The following is a 19243-nucleotide window of genomic DNA, read 5'->3' as shown; positions in this document are numbered from 1 at the left end:
GTTAATACATGTTGAAGGGATGTTTATTATGCTTTCACCGGCAGGGAAGTTATTTCGCCTGCAAACGCTGGGGCTGTGCGTTGCTTTGGCGTTTGGCAGCCCCGTAACGTGGGTGTTTGCCGCTGAAGAAATTCAGTTTAATACCGACGTATTAGATATTAACGATCGTCAGAATATCGATCTGAGCCAGTTTACCCGCAGCGGTTACATTATGCCGGGTAATTACACCATGGTGGTTCACGTTAATAAAAACGATCTGCCGGAGCAGCCTATCCGCTTTGTTGCGCCGGAAAATAATGCCAAAGGCAGTGAAGTTTGTCTGCCGCCGGCATTGGTCAAACAGCTGGGCGTAAAAGAAAAGCTGGAAAGTACGCTGCGCTGGACGCACGGCGGGCAGTGTCTGGATGTACACAGCCTGGCCGGCATGGAGGCGCGCGGCGATTTAAGCTCTTCATCGCTGTATCTCAATATTCCCCAGGCCTATCTGGAATACAGCTCGGAAAACTGGGACCCGCCGTCGCGCTGGGATAACGGTATTCCGGGGCTGTTGCTGGATTACAACCTCAATGCGCAAACGCAAAAGAACCTGAAGGCGGGCGGCGACAGCTACAGCCTGAGCGGCAACGGCACCGCCGGCGGCAACCTGGGCGCCTGGCGTCTGCGCGCTGACTGGCAGGCCAGCGTTAACCACCAGACCGGCTCGGGCAAGGCGAGCGACAAGCAGTTCGACTGGAGCCGCTATTACGCCTACCGGGCGATACCGGCGCTGCGCTCCCGCCTGACGATGGGGGAGGACTACCTGAATTCCGATCTGTTCGACAGCCTGCGCTTTACCGGCGCCAGCCTGCGTTCGGACGACAATATGCTGCCGCCGAACCTGCGCGGCTACGCGCCGGAAATCAGCGGCGTGGCGAAAACCAACGCCAAGGTGGTGGTCAGCCAGCAAGGGCGCGTGCTGTATGAAACCCAGGTGGCCGCCGGCCCGTTCCGCATTCAGGACATTAATGATGCGGTGTCCGGCGAACTGGACGTGCGGGTGGAAGAGCAGGACGGCAGCGTGCAGCAGTTCAAGATGAGCACCGCCAGCATTCCCTATCTGACGCGGCCGGGCCGGGTGCGCTACAAGCTGGCCGCCGGCAAACCGACGGAGTGGGGGCACCATCTGCGCGGGCCGCTGTTTGGCACCGGCGAGTTTTCCTGGGGGATCAGCAACGGCTGGTCGCTGTACGGCGGCGCCATCGGCGGCGGGGACTACAACGCGCTGTCGCTGGGGCTGGGGCGCGATCTGATGCTGTTGGGGGCGCTCTCCTTCGACGTCACCCAGTCGCGGGCCAGACTGCCGCAGGAAGGGGTCAAAAGCGGCGGTTCTTACCGCCTGAGCTATTCGAAAAACTTTGACGAGTACGACAGCCAGGTCACCTTCGCCGGTTACCGCTTCTCCCAGGAAGATTTTATGAGCATGGGGGAGTATCTGGACGCCCGCTATCAGGGGGACCGCAACGGCAAGAGCAAGGAGATGTACACCCTCTCCTTCAATAAACAATTCCGCGATCTGGGGTTGAGCGCCTACCTCAACTACAGCCATCAGACCTACTGGGACCGGGCGGCGAACGATCGCTACAACCTGATGCTGTCGCGCTATTTCGATCTGGGCGAGTTTAAAAACCTGAGCCTGTCGCTGTCGGCCTACCGCAACCGCTATAACGCGCGCAATGACGACGGCATGTACCTGTCGCTGTCGGTGCCGTGGGGCAGCAGCGGCACGATCAGCTACAACACCACGATTGACCGGAACGACAACACGCACCGCGTCGGTTACTACGACCGGGTGAATGAGCACGACAACTATCAGCTGAGCGCCGGCGCCGGACGCAGCGGAGCGACGCTCAGCGGTTACTACAGCCACGAAGGCGATATGGCGCAGGTGAACGCCAACGCCAGCTACCAGGCCGGCCGCTACAGCGCCGTCGGCCTGGCCGCGCAGGGCGGGATGACGCTCACGGCGGAAGGCGCGGCGCTGCACCGCATCGCGACGCCGGGCGGCACCCGGCTGTTGCTGGATACCGACGGCGTGCCCGACGTGCCGGTGCGCGGTTACGGCAGCACGGTGGCGACCAACCGCTTTGGGCAGGCGGTGGTGACGGATGTGAACAGCTATTACCGCAATAAGGCCAGCATCGATCTCAACGCGCTGGGCGACAAGGTGGAGGCGACGCGTTCGGTGGTGCAGGCCACCCTGACCGAAGGCGCCATCGGCTACCGGCGTTTTGCGGTGATCGCCGGTGAGAAAGCGATGGCGATTATCAAACTGGCGGACGGTAGTGAACCGCCGTTCGGCGCCACGGTGATGAATGCGCGTAAGCAGGAAACCGGGATCGTCAACGACGGCGGCAGCGTTTACCTGTCCGGGATCAACCCGGGCGAGGTGATGACGGTGCACTGGAACGGCGCGGCGCAGTGCGAGGTGCATCTGCCGACGCCGCTGCCGGCCGATATGTTGATGAATAACCTGCTGCTGCCTTGCCGCCCCGTCGGCGCAGGCGCGCAGGATACTCCCCGACCCGATGACCAGACCGGCGCTGCGGCGCACGGTCACCGATAACGGACTGATAACTGTGAAAACAATGCTTAACCAGACTCAAACCAGACTGAACATCGCCGTATTGGGCGCACCGCTTGTGATTGCCGCGCTGCTGACGGCCGCGCCGGCGCAGGGTGCGATTGCGCTGGATCGCACGCGGGTGATTTTTGACGGCGACCAGAAGACGGTCAGCCTGAATATCAGCAATCAGAACAAACAGCTGCCTTATCTGGCCCAGGGCTGGATCGAGGATGAGCAGGGCAACAAGATTCAATCGCCGTTTACGGTGCTGCCGCCGGTGCAGCGGGTTGATCCGGGCAAGCCCAGCCAGGTGAAGATTCAGGCGCTGCCGGCGGCCAAACTGCTGCCGCAGGACCGCGAGACGCTCTACTACTTCAACCTGCGTGAGATACCGCCGCGCAGCAACAAGCCGAATACCCTGCAGATCGCGCTGCAGACGCGGATCAAAATGTTCTACCGTCCGGCGGCCGTCGCGCCGCAGAAGAACGCGGCGCCCAGCCAGCAGTCGCTGACGCTGACCCGTCAGGGCGATAAATATGTGGTGAATAACCCGACGCCTTACTACGTGACGCTGGTGGACGGTGCGGCGCGCAAGGGCGGCAAGAGCGTTGCCGGTTTTGAACCGGTGATGGTGGCGCCGAAAGGCAGCGCGCCCCTCGGCGTGTCCGCTTCGGCGATCGGCTCCGCCCCGGTGCTGACTTATATCAATGACTACGGCGGCCGTCCGCAGCTGGTCTTCCGCTGTACGGGCAACCTTTGCCTGACGGTGGCGGACAAGCAGTAACCGGCATTTTCAACACAGCGGAGACAATAACAATGCGACGCAAGAGCCAGAAGTTGTCCGGCCGGGCTTTTATCCGCTACCAGCGGCGGCTGATTGGCCTGACGGTGGCGGCGGCGATGATGCTGCCGCTGACGGCGGGTGTGGTGGTGCTGCTGATGCCCCCGGCGCAGGCGGTGGATAACTGGGACGTCGAGGGCGCGAACGGCGTACTGCATGTGCACGGCGCGCTGAGTGAAAGCGCCTGCAGTCTGGAGATGGAGACGGCGCGACAGGAGGTCTGGCTGGGTGAGCTGGGCAGCGCCGGTTTTCAGCACCCGGGCGACCGGGGCACGCCGGTGGCTTTTCAACTGCGGCTGAAGGACTGCCTGCGCGCGCCGGCCAGCAATCGCGACCCGTGGGGGGGCGCGCTGGCCTGGAGCGGCAGCCAGCCGGCGGTGTCGGTCAGTTTTACCGCGCCTGCCGATGCGGATGCGCCGTCGCTGATCGGGGTGAGCGGCGTCAGCGGGCTGGCGCTGCGGCTGGCGGACGATGCCGGCACGCCGGTGCGGCTGGGGGCACGTAACACACCGCGGCTGCTGACGCCGGGGCAGAACACGCTGACCTATACCGTCACGCCGGTGCGTACGCCGGCGACGCTGGGCGTCGGCGCCTATCGCGCCACCATTGATTTTCGCCTGTATTACGACTGATGCGCATCGTGCGCAAGGCGGTGCGGCGTTATGCCATTAAGGGAGGCGACCATGAGAACCACCGTGAGAAAACTGCGCGGCGCGCTGCTGGCGGCCGGCGTGCTGATGCTGGGCGGGCCGGCGGCGGCGGATGAGAACATGCGTTTTGAGGGCACGCTGGTGGCGGAACCTTGCGTGATCCCGCCGGGCGAGGAGCTGATTCGGCTCGATTTCGGCACCATTGTCGACAAGTACCTGTATCTGAACGGCCGGACGCTCAGCCAGCCGTTTTCTCTGCATCTGGCGGAGTGCGATCTCAGCCTGGGCAATACGGTGGCGGTGACCTTCAGCGGTGCTGAGAACGCCAGGCTGCCGGGGCTGCTGGCGCTGGACGGCGGCAGCAGCGCCTCCGGCGTCGCCATCGGGCTGGAAAACCTCGACGGCACGGCGCTGCCGCTCAATGACGCCAGTAAAAAATATCGCCTGGCGGCGGGCAGCAACCTGATTGCGCTGCAGGCCTATGTGCGGGGCGAACCACAGGCGATTGCCGACAAAACCATCGGACGCGGGGAATTCAGTGCGACGGCCACTTTTAGTCTGGAATACGAATAACGCGCTGGCGGCGGGCTTTCTCGCCCTGCTGGCCGCGTCGCTGTGCTATCTGCCCAATATGGGCGGCAGCGGGCTGAAGCTGCCGCTGAATGCGCTGACCTACGCGCTGATGGCGGCGATGCTGCTGCTGATTTGCTGGCGACAGCCAGGACGCCGCACGTGGCGCTTCAGCCGCAGCGCGGCGTATTTTTTGCCGGGCGTCGCGCTGTTGGCGTTGCCGCTGGCCTATGCGCCGCCGGACGGTTACGCCGCCGCCGCGTGGCGGGTGAGCGCGCTGCTGGCCGGCGGAGCCTGGTACTGCGGCTGGCTGCAGGTTCGTCTTGCCTTCCGCTGGCGCACGGCGCTGATTACGCTGCTGCTGGCGCTGGTCATCGGCCAGAGCCTGATTGCGCTGCTGCAGCTGTTCTGGCCCGCCTGGAGCTGGGTGCCGCTGCGCGGCAGACGCGTCTTCGGCATCTTCCAGCAGCCGAACGTGCTGGGCAGTTTTATCGCCACCGGCCTGGCGCTGGCGCTGATGCTGGCGGTACTGCCGGGCTATGTGCTGCGCTCGGCGCGGGCGGAGCGCGCCAGACAAACGGGTCTGGCGGCGTTGCTGGCCCTGCTGGCCGCCTTGCTGGTATGGGTGCAGTCGCGCGCCGGTTGGCTGGGGGGCGTGCTGGTGCTGGCGGGGTTTTGGCTGGCGTTCCGCCGCGTCTGCGCCGACCGGCTGCTCCGGGCCGGGCTGGCGGTGCTGTTGGGCGGGGCATTCGGCGTGGGCATGCTGCTGTGGCCGGGCGGTGACGGCGGGATGGCGTATGTGTCCCACGCGCTGTCGAACCAGGCGCGGATCGCCATGCTGCAGGACACGCTGAAAATGATCGCTGCGAAGCCCTGGCTGGGCTGGGGTTACGGCCAGTTTGAGTATGCGTTTCAGCATTTCCGCATCGCCCAGTTGCCGCTGACGCCGGTGCTGGAGATTGCCGGTCATCCGCACAATGAGATCCTGCTGTGGTGGGTGGAGGGCGGCCTGGTGGCGCTGGCGGGCATTGTCCTGCTGGTGCTGGGCGGCGTGCGTCTGCTGCGGCAGGCGCTACGCGTTGACCGTCGGGCTTTCTCCTGCCGCCGTCGCCATGCCGGCGAGGCGACGGCGCTGTGTCTGGCGCTGCTGCCGATGCTGCTGCACAGCCAGCTGGAGTATCCGTTTTATCTTTCGGCCCTGCACTGGCTGCTGTTTACGCTGCTGCTGGCGCAGCTGGATCGCCTGAGCAGCCGCCGCGTCGCGCTGACGATCCGCCGCACTGTGCCGCTGCGCCTCGGTATCACGCTGCTGTGCGTAGGCGGGCTGGTGCTGATGCTGGCGGCGCTGCGCGCGGGTTGGCTGTTGACGCAGGCGGAACGCGGCGGGCTGCGCGATGTGCGCCCGCTGCGCGAGATGTCGCCCGTCGTCGCCTGGAGCCAGCAGCCGCGGCGGGAGTTTGATTTACAGACGCACCGCCTGCTGGCCTACAACCAGACGCGCGATGAGCGCGAACTGACGCGATACCGCGACTGGGCCAGGCGCTATCTGAAGGTACGCATCGACGCCAACGTCTACGCCAGCCTGATCGCCATTTTACGTTACCAGCGACGCGACGCCGAAGCCGAGCAATACCGCACCGCCGCCGCGCTGTTGTTCCCCGCCGACCGGCGTTTTTCCGGCCCGCGGCAGGTCACGTTTAACCACGAAAGGAAGCAAAACAACCATGACCGATAACTCTGTGCGCCTTGCCGTCCGGGCGGGCATTCTGATGCTGGCGCTGTTAGGCGCTACGGCCTGCCAGAACGTCAAGCCCAAAGCGGCCGACAAGCCGCAGTCGGCGCCGTCCGTCGAGACGCAGCGTCAGCAGCGCGAGGCAAAGCGTTTACAGCAGTGCCAGCAAGAACTGGCGGCGCTGCAAAAAATCAATCCTGAACGCTATCAGGACAACCAGCGCGCTTTCGACAGCCTGATGAGCGGCGCGTCGCAGTATGCCGGCCTGCGCGCCCGGGTGAACGACGATACGCAGGAGACGGTGGATGCGCTGTATCGCTATAAGGTCAGCCGGCTGTGCGCGGAGATCGAACAGTCGGTACTGATCGGGCTGGCCGAACGCGGGGAGCAGGTTAAATGACGCGTCGTGTGCCCGTGGCGGCGTGGCTGGCGCTGGCGGCCTGTGCGCTGCCCCGGCACGCCCTGGCCGATGACGGCATTCCCGCCCTTCTGCAGTTTGCCGAGCAGTATCAACAGCGCAGCGATACGCCGCCGGATGCGGCGCGGAAAACGCCATCCGCCGCGCCGCCGCATACCGCGAAAACCACCGCTAGCGCCCGCCCGGTGGTAAAACCCTCGCCTCCCGCCGCCGTAACGCTGATGCCGCGCCGCAGCTTGCAGGAACGTGATGAACAACTGGCCCGGCAGCGGCTGGAGCTGCAGGCATTGCGGCAGGAGAATGCCGCGTTGCGCGCCGCAGCGCATGAGACGCCGGCCCCGACGGTGCTGCCCGATCTGGCTCCGCTGCAGCAGTGGCTGGCCGGGCTGCGTCGCGCCTGGCAGGGCACGCCGGATAGCCGGCGCGCCGCTGAGCTGGTCAAGCAGGCGCAGCAGCAGGTGGCGCAGGAGGCGCAGAAGCGGCGGGAACAGGAACAACGCTTTGCCAAAGAGCGTGGCGCATGGAGGCAACAGCAGCAGACGCAGGCGCAGTGGACCGTTACGCCAGAGCAGCTGCAGGACGAGAATAACCGCCTGTCCTACGCGGCGGGCAGCGCGCTGGGGCGCGATATTCAGACCATGCTGACGGAGCGCCAGAGCTGGGGCGTGCCGGTGGATCGACGCAGCCTACTGGCCGGCGTGCTGGATAACCTGACGGGGCGTGAACGGCTGCCGCAGCAGGAGCTGAATGCGCTGATGGTCAAGGCCGATGAGACGGCCGGTGCGGCGCGGGAGCGTATTGTCAACGCACAGCAGCAGCGGGATCGGGCCTATGTGGCGCAGTTCAGCAAACGGCCGGGCGTGCAGCGTTCACCGACGGGGTTTTGGTACCGGGTGGATTATGCCGGTGACCGGGCGTTGCCGCAGGATGCGGTGATCGACGTGGTGGTAAAGGAAAAACTGACGGACGGCACGGTGATCCAGGATATGGATCTGAACGGCAAAGTGCTGTCGCTGCCGCTGTCCGGTTTTCCGCCGTTGTTCCGTGAGGCGATCGGCCATCTGCGCGACCACGGCAGCATCACCATGGTGGTGCCGCCGGCGCTGGCCTACGGCGAGACCGGCTATCCGCCGAAGGTGCCGCCGAACGCCACCATGGTGTACGAGCTGCGTATCGACAACAGCCGGGCGCCGCAGCCGGCGGCGGATGACTAAGGGTGTGCAAAAACGGAAAGCAAACCGCAGGAGAGCAGAGATGAATGCCGTAACGACACTGGCCGTACTGGACGACAACCGCTATTTTGCCGGCGGGCTGCAAAAAGCGCTGACCGCGCGTTTTTACGCCGCCGGCGTGGAAACCCGCGTGCTGGAGGGGCCGCAGGCGTATCTGGCTGACCTGCTGTTCCACTACTTTCCGCCCGGCAGCCCGAGCTGTTTTTGCCGCTATGCAGAAAAGCGGCCGTCGGCATTGCCGCTCTATTTTGCCGTGCGGCCGCTTCACGGCTACGGCCACGCCGATGTGCGGCCCGACTGCCGTCTGCAGGCCGGGGTGATCGTGCAGAATATGCCGATCGACGCCGTGCTGCGGCAGGTGGAAAACGCGCTGTTGCAGCGGCGTATCGCGCCGCCGGTGCTGCCGTATGTGACAGAGCATTGCCCTTGCCAGCGCTATGCGCTGACCGTTCGCGAGCGGGAAATCATGCTCTGCCTGCGCCAGGAGATGCGGATCACGGAGATCGCCCGGCGGCTGGCGATCAGCGTTAAAACCGCCAGCCAGCATAAGATCAACGTGATGCATAAAATGGGGTTTCAGCGCAATGCGGAGCTGTATGACTGGCTGCGGCAGGGGTTTATCGGTGAGCGGCCGTTTGAGGAGCGTTTGAGCTGACGCGTCGGCCACAAATTGCCGCTTAGCGCGCGGCCGCAATTCGCGCTATAATCCGCCCCCTTGCTGCGATGTCTACGGAAGATCATCGTCCCCGGTGGGGCGGCCGGACTTCAAATCCGGTTGGGGCCGCCAGCGGTCCCGGGCAGGTTCGACTCCTGTGATCTTCCGCCAATTCGCCTCCACTGAATTCCTCCACAGTCAATAAATCCCTTATACTACCTGCTATTGCAATCAGTTATGTTCTCCTGAGGTCAACTCATGTGATCTCTTCCCCAAATCAGTGCCAGGCTAAATCAGAGATCCGGGCTTTTTTGCAGACTTCGGACAAATTCCTCCGGAGTCTGGTTATTTAACGAAGAATGGGGTCTTTGCCGGTTATATTCCTGTCGCCAGCACTCGACCTTTTCCTGCGCATCTTCCAGTGACAGGAACCTGTGAACGTTCAGACACTCGTCACGGAAGTTACCGTTAAATGGTTCGATTATGCGGGGTACTTACAAGAACTCTCGACCATATCGTTCTGTGCCATGGCCTACTTTAGTGTGACTCTTTCTCGATAACATGATTTATAGAAAAGTAGCTAAATAGAAGCATAAGTATTGTGAAAGTAAAATAGCTTGCCATGAATGTGATAACCGTTTTTAGCTTATCCTCTGTGGAGGATATCATCATTGAGTAAAGTGCAGAGCAAGTCACACCAATAAATAACAATGTTGCATAGTTAAGGCACTTTGCCAAAAGTATTTTATGTTTAAATCTTGATGGTTTAATGAAAATTCTTGTCGGTGATCGAGCAAATGATTTTTTTATGATCCATAAAGCCAGTACGATGACTAGTAAGAACATGAACCAATCTGGTGGGTAGTTAGGGTTCACCTTTCTATCAATTATTGAATATATCATGACACCCAGAAGGGACATATTCAGTGAGCTAAGATATCCTTTCATATGTTGATGGTGAAAGTTGTTTTCTTCGCTAATTGGTACTTGGTATTGCTTGAACATTTTAAACTCCTCTATGTTGATATAATCGTCAGATTATCATTACTATGGATAAGTATTCAATTGTTTTTTCTATGATTATGTCATCTGGTCCAGTTTACTGCAGTGTTATCTGTATTGCATGTGATGCTAGAAAATTAATAGATTATTATCTTAATCTGGTAAATATCACCAAAGTAAAGATTGTGGTTAAATAAAAACACATCATTGTAATAAATGTTATATTTAAACCGCCTTTCCCGAGGTTTAATTTATGCTTTTAACTACTAACATTGACATTATGATTGAAGGTACGCTGAATCAGGATTTTGATTATATTACCGGGGCGGAGACGATTGATGATGCCATCGACATCTATACAAAAGAATTAACAACGCAAGATCGTCAAGCGTTGAAAAAAGAAGTGTTGGTCTTTCTGTCGAACGATGACGATATTATCGAATCTGAATTCAACGCGCGTTATGTTAATTATTTTTCGCCGGAGGATGGCAAGGGGTTGCTCTTGCGCGTGCTTGCGGGTATCGAGAAAACTGAGCAGGATAAATAAAAATCTGGCAATAGCGCTCTCTGAGAGGCAAATTTAACGCAACAAACCACAGGAAAAACTTACCCCCTCCGTTACGACCCTGCCCAACACCCCGTTCCATTCGGAAACCGTATGACGCTTGCGCCAAGGGTTATGCGATATTTTATCAATCGGCATGATAACCGGTGTAGCGCGACGCTTTATCAGAACGTCAGATCTGCAGGCTCAATGCGTTCAGCGTTACATATTCTGCGCGTTACATATTGATTAACCAATAGATTATTCAATGGATAGTCGGTTTTTCTTACGTTGCCGCCATGCTTGCCGTTCAGAAAAATTGTTTAAATATGGGAAGTACTCCACACCGAGAGGCTTGCAAAGATCGGCGTTTTACGACAGGTTACATAAGTGTTAATTAGTTACGTAAAGTAACTATGTCACCTGATAAAAAAATAACTCTCACGCTCGACGGCACAGCCCGGTGTTAGGCAGGTGAACTGCCAACGTTACCAGGGTATCAACGAAGGAGTTGGATTGCATGAATGAACTTGTCAATGCCGTCAACGGCGTGATCTGGAGCCAGGCGCTCATTTATCTCTGTTTGGGCACCGGCCTGTACTTTTCTTTACGTACCCGATTTTTGCAACTGCGTCACCTGAAGGGGATGGTGCGTCTGATCTTCCAGGGTAAAGCGAATGCCGCCGGGGTCTCTTCTTTCCAGGCGTTATCCATGACGCTGGCCGGACGGGTAGGCACCGGTAATATTGCCGGGGTAGCCACCGCCATCACCTTCGGTGGCCCGGGGGCCTTGTTCTGGATGTGGACGGTCGCGTTTCTCGGCGCCAGTTCAGCCTTTGTGGAATCGACGCTAGGCCAGGTTTATAAAGAGAAGCTGGATGGCGAGTATCGCGGCGGCCCGGCCTTCTATATCGAAAAAGGGCTGGGCATGAAGTGGTATGCCTGGATTTTTGCCATCGCCACCATCTTCTCCTGCGGCGTGTTATTGCCGGGCGTGCAGGCCAACTCCATCGGCGCCAGCCTGGATATCGCGTTCGGCATCAGCCCGAACGTGACGGCGGCGATCATCGCCGTGCTGCTGGGGTTCATCATCTTCGGCGGCGTGAAGCGCATTGCGAGCTTCGCCGGTACCGTGGTGCCGTTTATGGCGCTCGGTTACATCATCGTGGCCTGCGTGATCGTGGCGCTCAATATTGACCAACTGCCCGGCGTCATTTTGTTGGTCTGGAAGAGCGCGTTCGGCCTTGATGCCGGCTTTGGCGCCATTTTAGGGCTGGCGATCATGTGGGGCGTGAAGCGCGGGGTGTATTCCAACGAAGCCGCACAGGGAACCGGCCCGCACGCGTCTTCCGCCGCCGCCGTCAGCCACCCGGCCAAGCAGGGGCTGGTGCAGGCGTTCTCGGTTTATATCGACACCTTGTTCGTGTGCTCCGCCACCGGGTTCATGCTGTTGATTACCGGCCTGTACAACGTTCAGGGGCCTGAGGGAGCCGCCCTCTATACGGGGATTGCCGGCGTTGCCGCCGGCCCCGGCTATGTGCAAACCGCGATGGAAAGCATGATGCCGGGCTTTGGCAGTTACTTCGTCGCCATCGCGCTGTTCTTCTTTGCCTTCACCACCATCGTGGCTTACTACTACATCGCGGAAACCAACGTCGCTTACCTCAACCGTAAAATACATCGTCCATGGCTCACCCTGGTGCTGAAAATCGGGCTGATGGCATCGGCCGTCTACGGCACGGTGAAAACGGCGGATCTGGCATGGGGGATGGGGGATATTGGCGTGGGGCTGATGGCCTGGCTGAACATCATCGCCATTTTGCTGCTGCGCAAGACGGCGTTCACCTGCCTGAAGGATTATGAGAAGCAGCTGGCTGAAGGCGTCGATCCCGTGTTCCATCCGGAGAAGCTGGGCATTGAGCGGGCGGATTACTGGATTAACAACCGCGCTGAGGTAAACCTGATCCGTGAGTCGACAGGAAACATTAATGAGAATGCAGGTTCTTCCAGATAGCGCATCATAAGGACAAGAGTTGCTGATGATGTCCCGATAAACCGGCGCAGGCCGGTATGCAGGAGGGCGCGGTGCCAGGCTTTATCAGCCTCGCTGAGCCCTCCGTTGTGGGAATGGCCCGCGCACCATCAAGCGAGGCCGCCACGCTGACGCGCTGTTGTATGCGGGACGGTAGCTTTTTGTCATAGGGGGGCTGATGTTTAAACGGCCGTAGCGCTCCCGCTCTGTTCACCGGATAACCCGTAAATACAGGCACGCTTAAGGATCCCGGCAGCCCAACGACGATGCGTTGCCGGCTCGCACATCGCGCCCTGAGACTTAAACACGGCCTGCGTGGCATTGAGGATACGCAGTGCATCCGCGTGCTCATCTGCAGAGACCATCAGCGCCTGTTCAATAATGCTAATCTGGGCCGGATGAATCGCTGTTTTACCCACCAGCCCGTGAGAGATATCAAGCGATAGCTCTTTGGCCATGACGGCATAATCGTCAATATGTTCGCAGACGGGCGCGGTCAGTGAAAAACCCTTCGGGCCAAAAACGGAAACCAGCATTTTTATCACGTAGCCCATCGGGCCGTCATATAGCGTCAGGTTGCGCGGTCGGCGTAATGAGATGACGTTCATAAGATCGTTTCCGCCAATGCGTAGCGCAATAATCCTGTTGCGGCAGGGGTGTGAAACCAGCGTTGCAGCCAGCTCACGCATGTGAACGATATCAAAGACATCTTCGGTTTCAAGGGTCGGCATCAGACACAAATGCGTGTCTGATATCAGCGTCCACCAGGTCGGCAATGAGGCAAGGATAAACTTGGGTAGCACCATCCCGTCAATGGCGGTTAAATCAAGCTGCTCGATCAGCCGTTTTCCCATTTCCGCATGCCGGGGGCGGATAAACACCAGCGGCCAGCCGTCATTACCCTTGGCGGCCTTTGCCGCATTCAGCTCCTGCATAAGCCGTTTAAGATTTTGCAGAGCGAACGGGATATCCGCTTCGCTAACCGCATCTTCAAGACAAATAATTAGCGAACGCAGGCCCGGGATTTTGCCGCGTATCACGGCATCGGCGATATCATTCCGGGTGGCGGGCATATAGAGCGTAGCGCCGAGATTCCACGGAGAGAGACGATTTTTCATCAAAGAACCTTTTTTATGATGGTGACGGCTCTGTACTGACCAATGGCGTTACCCATTTCGGTCACAGCGATCCCTTTATCCCGGGCAAGGCCGACCAGCAGGGCAACGTCAGGGTCGTCCATCGTGCGAACAAAAACATGGTCCGGTACGCGACGCAGCACGGCTCTGGTCGCCTCGGCGATGCCGGGCTTGATGCGATTTACGCTGTCGACGGCGTATGTGTCGGCAAGGTGGGCGATAACATCGCGGCTTGTCTGCCAGAGCCCGGCATTGTTTTCCCTGCGCCAGCGTAGTGGCGCAAGCGAAGTCAGGGCTAGCTGTTTGCGGTGATGCGCGACGATGCCCACCAGCATGCGGCTGCACTCATAGTCGCGCAGATGGTCGCAAATGACACAGCCGTGTAACCCTTCGGCAGACCATACCGAGCGAGAAATAAGCCCGGAGACCGGCGCGCCCATAATGCCGAACGGTATCAGCCAGTCATCATCGCTGGCTGCCAACCATGAACAGCCGCAAGGATCGGCCAGCACCACGAGGCGAGGCTGTTGCGGATAGCCCGCTCGTCCTGCCAAAGCCCGGACTAGCTCACCCGTGATGGCGCCTTTACCCGTCCATCCGTCAACAAACACTATGCCCTTTGTACCGTGACGGCCTTCAATAATTTCCAGAGCTGATGAATCAATCCCCCGGTCGCGAATAATGCTGATGCCATAGTGATAGGATGTTTTACCCATATCCCGCAGCGTCTGGTGCAGCATGACGCCGAGCGGTACACCGGCTCTGACAAGGCTGACTAAAACAATGGGTTCATCACTGAATCGGTGCGCCAGCGCGATGGCGATTTGCGTGACTTCTCGCGCCAGCCTGTCGGCGCCTCGCTTCAGGGCCTGGGAGAATAAATCAAGATGCCAGGGAGTCGGTGCGGGTTCCTGGCTTAACATATCCGAGTAATGCTTTTGGCCTGACTGGATCAGCTCTTCTTTTCTCTCTACCGGCGTCATGTCCATCACGACCGGTTTTAACAAAAACTGTACGTCATCAGATAAATAAGAGCCGGAAAAAGGCTTAATGAACCGCATATTATTTTCCCCCGAAAATATGCTGCGTAATGGCATCGGCGAACTGGCTCTGGCGAGGGATTGCAAACCAGCTACACAGTGTCATAAACCGATGATCGCTGAGGCTGTCGCCAAGGCCGATGACCGGGAAAATGCCGCGCTCCGCTCTGAGTTTGTCCAGCAGCCAGGAGACGGCCAGCCCTTTCTCAACAGGCTGAGGCACCCAGGCGACGTTATTGCCATTACGGTGGATGTAAAATCCCTCGGTAGAGAAGATCTGTGCAAGGTCATCAGCCAGGGAATAAAGCTCATCAAGGCGGGTGCTGTCCCGGTGTTTTATCACCAGATAGATGGGGGTGTTGTCATATTCGACGTTTAGCCTGGCCCAGGCGTTAATATTCCTGACTTCCATCATACGGGTGATGGACCGCTGCATTGAAAGCAGCCTTTCCCGGTAGGGCGCCAGATTCCGCAGCATAATTGCCTGCCATTCCTGATCCGGCGTTCCGTCCGGCGCCAGGATGACCGCGCCGTGCGTCGTTATGGACCACGAACGGAAGGGGATGTTAACCCTGCTGATTTCCTCTGTCCCACGGGCGGTCACCGGAATAAGCTCCGCATGCTCCAGTAACCAATCCACCAGCATGGACTGTTCTTCACTCATAAAGCTGCGCGGGTGCAGATCTTTGTCGAGGGCCGCAGTTCGAAAAGGTTGCTGCGCCAGTGCGCCAACCATTTTGCGCCGGGTCTGGAAAAGCGTGTCGTCGAGATCGCTGAGAGCAACTGGTTTATTCATAAGTCACAATCTCCACTGCGGGAGCCACGTCGGCCAGCGCCTTTAATAGAAGGCTGTCCACACTCTGTGCGGGCGTCTCGATACATAGCAGGATGCGGTCAAAGTGCTGGTGGGCCACGTTATAAACAAAATTGGCGATGCCCAGACCATAATTGTCCGTGAATGTAATCGCTGACTTAATGGCAAAGCCGGTAGCGATGGGAGAACGGGTGGTTGAACTGTAAACAACGGCGGCACCTGCTTGTTCCAGTCGTTCTGCAAGTAGGTAGGGTTCCCAGACGAATTCGCCGGTTCCCAGGACCAGAACACGTTCCGCTGATGACGCCGTAATATTGCGCCCTAAATCGCCGGCAGGTTCAGTCATACCCAGCCGGCCCCAGGATTGTTTTCCCACTATGTCCCAGGTACCGCGGGAGGACACATTGACGGAGGGCATCACCGGCACGACGGCATCCGATGCGGGTTCCCAGCGCCACTGGCCACTGACCAGAGATATAGCGCTGACGGGGAGCGGACTACGTTGGAGTAATGCGTCGTTGCTCCAGTCAGTGAGCGTCACGGCGACAATCTGCTCCAGCCGTGCAAGCTTTCCTGTACCGCGTAACGCGGTCAGCAGGTTGATAAATGTGTTGCCGGTGGTGGCCTCGTCGTCGATCAGCACCAGGGTGCGGGCTGCCGCTACCCTGCGACGCATTTCAGCGGATTCGGGCTGATAAATAAGATGGTCGGTGGCGTGGCTGTGTTCTTCCTTAAATTCACACAGCAGCTCCCCCTCGACAGGGTGGCGTGTTGAGGTGAGGTAAACGCTATGACGATATTGCCGCCTGACCTCATCAAATACGCCGGCGCCCAGGCCGACGGCTGTTTCCGCCATCCCGATGAACAGTACGGGTTCAGGGAGTGAAGCGGGGAACTGGCCGGCGAGTTGACGGTAGACCTGACGCATAACCCGTGGCGCTACCGGGATATGTCTTCCCAGCACCTTGCTGACGAACAGAAAGGCCCGCTTCGGATTTCGTCTTTCGGCAATCTCAAACAATGTCTCGAGCGCATAATCGCCACGCTGGGAGGTAACCTGAATCGTACCGCTATGCAGTGCCTGGCGGTAGACGGTACCCTCAGTGATTAAAGACATAATTGGCCTCAATTCAGGTGGTTAGTATGTTGAGCAGGGGGACGGGGCGCATCATTATCGATCTCGCCGCCGCGTGGGCGTTGTGAGTCTTTCCGGCTGGACGTTAGCGTCAAAAAATAAACCGCACCCGATTTCATTCATCATGCTTCACTTAATTAAGAAATAACCGAAGCTAAGAATTTTCTATTATTTGATTTATTTTTATTAAGATAATTCCATTATCATTAGCGTGATGAATGTATTATCGATAACATTATTCTTACAATTATTAAGAAAATACTTAGCGCCTTCCGTAATACTTGCTTGGATTGGTGAGACTCCACAAGATAAATTTTGCGAATAAATGCATAACGGAAAAACACGGAAAAAACGAGTAGGCCAGTCTATGAATGGAGGGAGGCAATGTCAATTATATGCTGATGATAAGTTTTTCTGTGGCTATGATACATTTATGCTTGGTTGTTATTGTATAACTGTTTGTTTTTTATCTGTTATTTTGTGTTTTTTATATTTATGATCGATAAGGGGTATAAACTTTCCCTTGTCAGGGTTGTGCATCATGATATGATTTTTACCCAGCCTGTTGATAGCTAAATTTATTGTGATAATTAAACCTCTCCAAGGAATGAAATATGGTTTCTTTAAGCAAGAATCAGACTGTGTCACTCAGTAAACAATCGTCTGCATTAAGCCGGCTTCAATTCGGACTAGGTTGGGATCCGGTTAAGAAAAAAGGATTGCTGGCAAGCATCTTTGGCAAAAACGATGCGATTGATTTGGATGCCAGCTGTGTTCTTATGGATGGTGCTGGAAATAAAATTGACACTGTCTGGTTCAGCAAGCTTAAATCCAGCTGCGGTTCTGTAATTCACGGCGGAGATAATCTGACCGGTGAAGGGGATGGCGATGATGAAGTGATTGAGGTGAATCTGAGCAAGCTGCCTGCCAAGGTTGAATACCTTGTCTTCACCGTCAACAGCTTCCGCGGACAAACCTTCAATGACGTCGACAACGCTTTTTGCCGCGTCGTCGATCAGTCAGGTACCGAGCTGGCTCGCTACGAACTGACCGAGCAGGGATCGCATACCGGCATTGTGATTGCTTCATTACGTCGTAATAACAATAACTGGGATTTCACCGCCCATGGAAATGCCAGCCGTGGTCGCACGATTGACGATATGCACGATGACATCGTCGCTACCGTGGTGCGCTAATCATGATGTTGACTCCAGGGGGCAACGTCCCCGTTCCTTCGCAGGCGCTTTGTGTCCGGATCACCGCCGGAGGCCCTGTCGACTCCTCCGCCTTCCGTCTGTTTGCTGACGGCAAAGTCAGGGGCGATGCCGACATGGTGTTTTACGGTCAGCCCCGCAACGATGACGGCTCAATCAGCCTGGTCAGTGAAGGCCAGAGCACCCTATTCACCGTGTTGTTAAACCAGCTGCATGCCGATGTACAGAAAGTGGCGTTCACGGTCACCTGTGACGGCCAGCAGACCGTTTCGGCGCTGCGCAATCTCCGTATTGAGGTTGAGCAGGGCGCTTCATACCTTGCCGGCGGGCATGTCGAGCTTGCGGGGCGACAGGAAGCGGCGCTGATACTGGGTGAGTTCTATCGCCGTAATAATGAATGGAAATTTCGCTTTGTAGCGCAAGGGTTTAATGGCGGGCTGAAGCCGCTTGCCGAGCACTATGGCGTGGATATCGCTGATGAGCCGGCTCCGGCGGCAGCTCCCCCCGTGGTCACTACGCCGCCAGAAAATAAAATCAGCCTGAGTAAAGTCTCCCTGACGAAAGACAAACCGGCGATCAGCCTTACCAAGCGCGACAATTTTGGTGAGATCCGCATTAACCTGAACTGGCACCGGGGAAGCAGCCGCTCTGGTTTTGCCGGGATGTTTGGCGCTAAAGGCATCGACCTTGATTTGGGAGCATTCGTCAAGCTCCGGGACGGCTATAAGTCGGTTATTCAGGCATTGGGCAATGCATTTGGCAGCTACCACGGCGAACCTTACGTGCAGCTACAGGGGGATGACCGTACCGGAGAGGTTTCTGACGGCGAATGGCTGCATATCAACGGCCACGAGTGGAAACACATTCATGAAGTACTGATTTACGCCTTTATCTATGAGGGCGTTCCCAGCTGGGATAAGACCGATGGCGTCGTAACGATTCATGTGCCGGATCAGCCGCCGATCGAAACCCGGCTCACCGAAGGTGAAAACCGTCGCACCCTGTGCGCGATTGCCAGACTGGTTAACGAGAATGGTTCCATCAAGGTTGAGCGCATCAATCAGTATTTTAAAGGTCAACAGGAGATGGACAGGGCGTTTAACTGGGGGTTTCGTTGGACCGCCGGTTCTAAATAACAGCATAGTGAAGGATTACGGTATGGGCTTTATTGGCAAAGTAAAAGGCGCATTCAATACGGGGCGTGAAGAATTGACCCGTCAGGTTGGCCGTTACAAGAACAAAAAATTTATGCAGGGCACGGTTGCCATTTGCGCACGTATTGCTGTGGCGAGTGATGGCGTCAGCGCTGAAGAAAAACAAAAAATGATGGGCTTTCTGCGTTCTTCTGAAGAACTGAAAGTTTTCGACACCAGCGAAGTGATCGAATTTTTCAATAAATTGGTCTCCAGCTTTGATTTCGATATGGAGATCGGCAAAGGGGAAACCATGAAGTATGCCCTTGCACTTAAAGATCAGCCGGAGGCAGCGCAGCTGGCGCTACGTGTAGGTATCGCTGTTGCCAAAAGCGACGGCAATTTTGATCAGGATGAGCAAACGGCCGTACGTGAAATTGCCGTTGCGTTGGGTTTCTCCCCGGCAGAATTTGGCCTCTGATCTTTAAGGGTT

Annotated in this window: 17 protein-coding genes, 1 tRNA gene and 1 pseudogene; 14 read left to right on the top strand and 5 right to left on the bottom strand. The window is 57.6% G+C overall.

Features of this window, described 5'->3' with window-relative positions:
* Positions 1-28 precede the first annotated feature (28 nt).
* The 9 genes from HF675_RS23105 (at position 29) to HF675_RS23065 (ending at position 8871) form a co-directional block, all read left to right on the top strand.
* Positions 29-2602 carry an outer membrane usher protein gene (locus tag HF675_RS23105; RefSeq protein ID WP_238404489.1) on the top strand — a complete coding sequence of 858 codons (2574 nt, stop codon included), beginning with the start codon at positions 29-31 and terminating at the stop codon, positions 2600-2602.
* A 22-nt stretch (positions 2603-2624) separates the two neighbouring features.
* Positions 2625-3386, top strand: coding sequence for a fimbria/pilus periplasmic chaperone (locus tag HF675_RS23100; RefSeq protein WP_187044793.1), 762 nt, complete (start codon positions 2625-2627; stop codon positions 3384-3386).
* Positions 3387-3418: 32 nt separating this feature from the next.
* The gene (locus tag HF675_RS23095; protein WP_111736189.1) at positions 3419-4075 is read left to right on the top strand and encodes a fimbrial protein; all 657 of its coding nucleotides are present in this window, start codon (positions 3419-3421) and stop codon (positions 4073-4075) included.
* 51 nt (positions 4076-4126) lie between these two features.
* Positions 4127-4666, top strand: coding sequence for a fimbrial protein (locus tag HF675_RS23090; protein WP_105229267.1), 540 nt, complete (start codon positions 4127-4129; stop codon positions 4664-4666).
* Positions 4632-6398: a Wzy polymerase domain-containing protein gene (locus tag HF675_RS23085; RefSeq protein WP_370569825.1), complete on the top strand. Its 1767-nt coding sequence runs from the start codon at positions 4632-4634 to the stop codon at positions 6396-6398. Before HF675_RS23090 ends, HF675_RS23085 begins: the two co-directional genes overlap by 35 nt.
* The gene (locus tag HF675_RS23080) at positions 6388-6795 is read left to right on the top strand and encodes a hypothetical protein (protein ID WP_105229268.1); all 408 of its coding nucleotides are present in this window, start codon (positions 6388-6390) and stop codon (positions 6793-6795) included. The genes HF675_RS23085 and HF675_RS23080 overlap by 11 nt, the downstream gene beginning before the upstream one ends.
* Positions 6792-8027 (top strand): FKBP-type peptidyl-prolyl cis-trans isomerase N-terminal domain-containing protein, encoded by a 1236-nt coding sequence (locus tag HF675_RS23075; protein WP_187043847.1) that lies wholly within the window; start codon positions 6792-6794, stop codon positions 8025-8027. The genes HF675_RS23080 and HF675_RS23075 overlap by 4 nt, the downstream gene beginning before the upstream one ends.
* Before the next feature lie 40 nt (positions 8028-8067).
* Positions 8068-8700, top strand: a complete 633-nt coding sequence (locus HF675_RS23070; RefSeq protein ID WP_187043846.1) for a LuxR family transcriptional regulator — start codon at positions 8068-8070, stop codon at positions 8698-8700.
* Positions 8701-8776: 76 nt separating this feature from the next.
* Positions 8777-8871, top strand: a tRNA-Sec gene (locus HF675_RS23065).
* 122 nt (positions 8872-8993) lie between these two features.
* Here the strand turns inward: HF675_RS23065 and HF675_RS23060 are convergent.
* Positions 8994-9182 (bottom strand): annotated as a pseudogene (locus HF675_RS23060) (transposase); the annotation flags it as partial.
* Between the two features lie 773 nt (positions 9183-9955).
* Here HF675_RS23060 and HF675_RS23055 point away from each other — a divergent pair.
* Entirely contained in the window at positions 9956-10249 is a 294-nt protein-coding gene (locus tag HF675_RS23055; RefSeq protein WP_105229276.1) for a contact-dependent growth inhibition system immunity protein, read from the top strand.
* A gap of 517 nt (positions 10250-10766) precedes the next feature.
* Positions 10767-12260 (top strand): sodium:alanine symporter family protein, encoded by a 1494-nt coding sequence (locus tag HF675_RS23050; RefSeq protein ID WP_105229277.1) that lies wholly within the window; start codon positions 10767-10769, stop codon positions 12258-12260.
* 200 nt (positions 12261-12460) lie between these two features.
* On the opposite strand, the gene HF675_RS23045 is transcribed toward HF675_RS23050, so the two are convergent.
* The 4 genes from HF675_RS23045 to HF675_RS23030 are packed head-to-tail and all read right to left on the bottom strand — an operon-like array spanning position 12461 to position 16385.
* The gene (locus tag HF675_RS23045) at positions 12461-13396 is read right to left on the bottom strand and encodes an HpcH/HpaI aldolase/citrate lyase family protein (RefSeq protein ID WP_105229278.1); all 936 of its coding nucleotides are present in this window, start codon (positions 13394-13396) and stop codon (positions 12461-12463) included.
* Positions 13396-14475, bottom strand: a complete 1080-nt coding sequence (locus HF675_RS23040; RefSeq protein WP_187043845.1) for a cysteine protease StiP family protein — start codon at positions 14473-14475, stop codon at positions 13396-13398. The genes HF675_RS23045 and HF675_RS23040 overlap by 1 nt, the downstream gene beginning before the upstream one ends.
* Position 14476: 1 nt before the next feature.
* On the bottom strand, positions 14477-15250 hold the full coding sequence (locus HF675_RS23035) for a hypothetical protein (RefSeq protein WP_187043844.1): 774 nt from the start codon (positions 15248-15250) through the stop codon (positions 14477-14479).
* Positions 15243-16385 carry a phosphoribosyltransferase domain-containing protein gene (locus HF675_RS23030; RefSeq protein WP_187043843.1) on the bottom strand — a complete coding sequence of 381 codons (1143 nt, stop codon included), beginning with the start codon at positions 16383-16385 and terminating at the stop codon, positions 15243-15245. The genes HF675_RS23035 and HF675_RS23030 overlap by 8 nt, the downstream gene beginning before the upstream one ends.
* Before the next feature lie 632 nt (positions 16386-17017).
* Here HF675_RS23030 and HF675_RS23025 point away from each other — a divergent pair.
* Genes HF675_RS23025 through HF675_RS23015 form a run of 3 tightly spaced genes read left to right on the top strand, consistent with a single transcriptional unit; the run spans position 17018 to position 19231 of the window.
* Positions 17018-17599, top strand: a complete 582-nt coding sequence (locus HF675_RS23025) for a TerD family protein (RefSeq protein WP_187043842.1) — start codon at positions 17018-17020, stop codon at positions 17597-17599.
* Between the two features lie 2 nt (positions 17600-17601).
* Positions 17602-18753 carry a TerD family protein gene (locus tag HF675_RS23020; protein WP_187043841.1) on the top strand — a complete coding sequence of 384 codons (1152 nt, stop codon included), beginning with the start codon at positions 17602-17604 and terminating at the stop codon, positions 18751-18753.
* Between the two features lie 22 nt (positions 18754-18775).
* Positions 18776-19231, top strand: a complete 456-nt coding sequence (locus HF675_RS23015; RefSeq protein WP_105229284.1) for a tellurite resistance TerB family protein — start codon at positions 18776-18778, stop codon at positions 19229-19231.
* The last annotated feature ends 12 nt before the right edge of the window (positions 19232-19243 follow it).

The organism is Serratia sp. JUb9 (genome assembly GCF_014298095.1).
GTDB classification, from domain to species: domain Bacteria; phylum Pseudomonadota; class Gammaproteobacteria; order Enterobacterales; family Enterobacteriaceae; genus Serratia_B; species Serratia_B rhizosphaerae.
This window is presented reverse-complemented; position numbering and strand designations above follow the sequence as displayed.

Coding starts and splice junctions, on each gene's coding strand:
- HF675_RS23105 (WP_238404489.1), top strand. CDS start 29: ATGCTTTCACCGGCAGGGAAGTTATTTCGCCTGCAAACGCTGGGGCTG.
- HF675_RS23100 (WP_187044793.1), top strand. CDS start 2,625: ATGCTTAACCAGACTCAAACCAGACTGAACATCGCCGTATTGGGCGCA.
- HF675_RS23095 (WP_111736189.1), top strand. CDS start 3,419: ATGCGACGCAAGAGCCAGAAGTTGTCCGGCCGGGCTTTTATCCGCTAC.
- HF675_RS23090 (WP_105229267.1), top strand. CDS start 4,127: ATGAGAACCACCGTGAGAAAACTGCGCGGCGCGCTGCTGGCGGCCGGC.
- HF675_RS23080 (WP_105229268.1), top strand. CDS start 6,388: ATGACCGATAACTCTGTGCGCCTTGCCGTCCGGGCGGGCATTCTGATG.
- HF675_RS23075 (WP_187043847.1), top strand. CDS start 6,792: ATGACGCGTCGTGTGCCCGTGGCGGCGTGGCTGGCGCTGGCGGCCTGT.
- HF675_RS23070 (WP_187043846.1), top strand. CDS start 8,068: ATGAATGCCGTAACGACACTGGCCGTACTGGACGACAACCGCTATTTT.
- HF675_RS23055 (WP_105229276.1), top strand. CDS start 9,956: ATGCTTTTAACTACTAACATTGACATTATGATTGAAGGTACGCTGAAT.
- HF675_RS23050 (WP_105229277.1), top strand. CDS start 10,767: ATGAATGAACTTGTCAATGCCGTCAACGGCGTGATCTGGAGCCAGGCG.
- HF675_RS23045 (WP_105229278.1), bottom strand. CDS start 13,396: ATGAAAAATCGTCTCTCTCCGTGGAATCTCGGCGCTACGCTCTATATG.
- HF675_RS23040 (WP_187043845.1), bottom strand. CDS start 14,475: ATGCGGTTCATTAAGCCTTTTTCCGGCTCTTATTTATCTGATGACGTA.
- HF675_RS23035 (WP_187043844.1), bottom strand. CDS start 15,250: ATGAATAAACCAGTTGCTCTCAGCGATCTCGACGACACGCTTTTCCAG.
- HF675_RS23030 (WP_187043843.1), bottom strand. CDS start 16,385: ATGTCTTTAATCACTGAGGGTACCGTCTACCGCCAGGCACTGCATAGC.
- HF675_RS23025 (WP_187043842.1), top strand. CDS start 17,018: ATGGTTTCTTTAAGCAAGAATCAGACTGTGTCACTCAGTAAACAATCG.
- HF675_RS23020 (WP_187043841.1), top strand. CDS start 17,602: ATGATGTTGACTCCAGGGGGCAACGTCCCCGTTCCTTCGCAGGCGCTT.
- HF675_RS23015 (WP_105229284.1), top strand. CDS start 18,776: ATGGGCTTTATTGGCAAAGTAAAAGGCGCATTCAATACGGGGCGTGAA.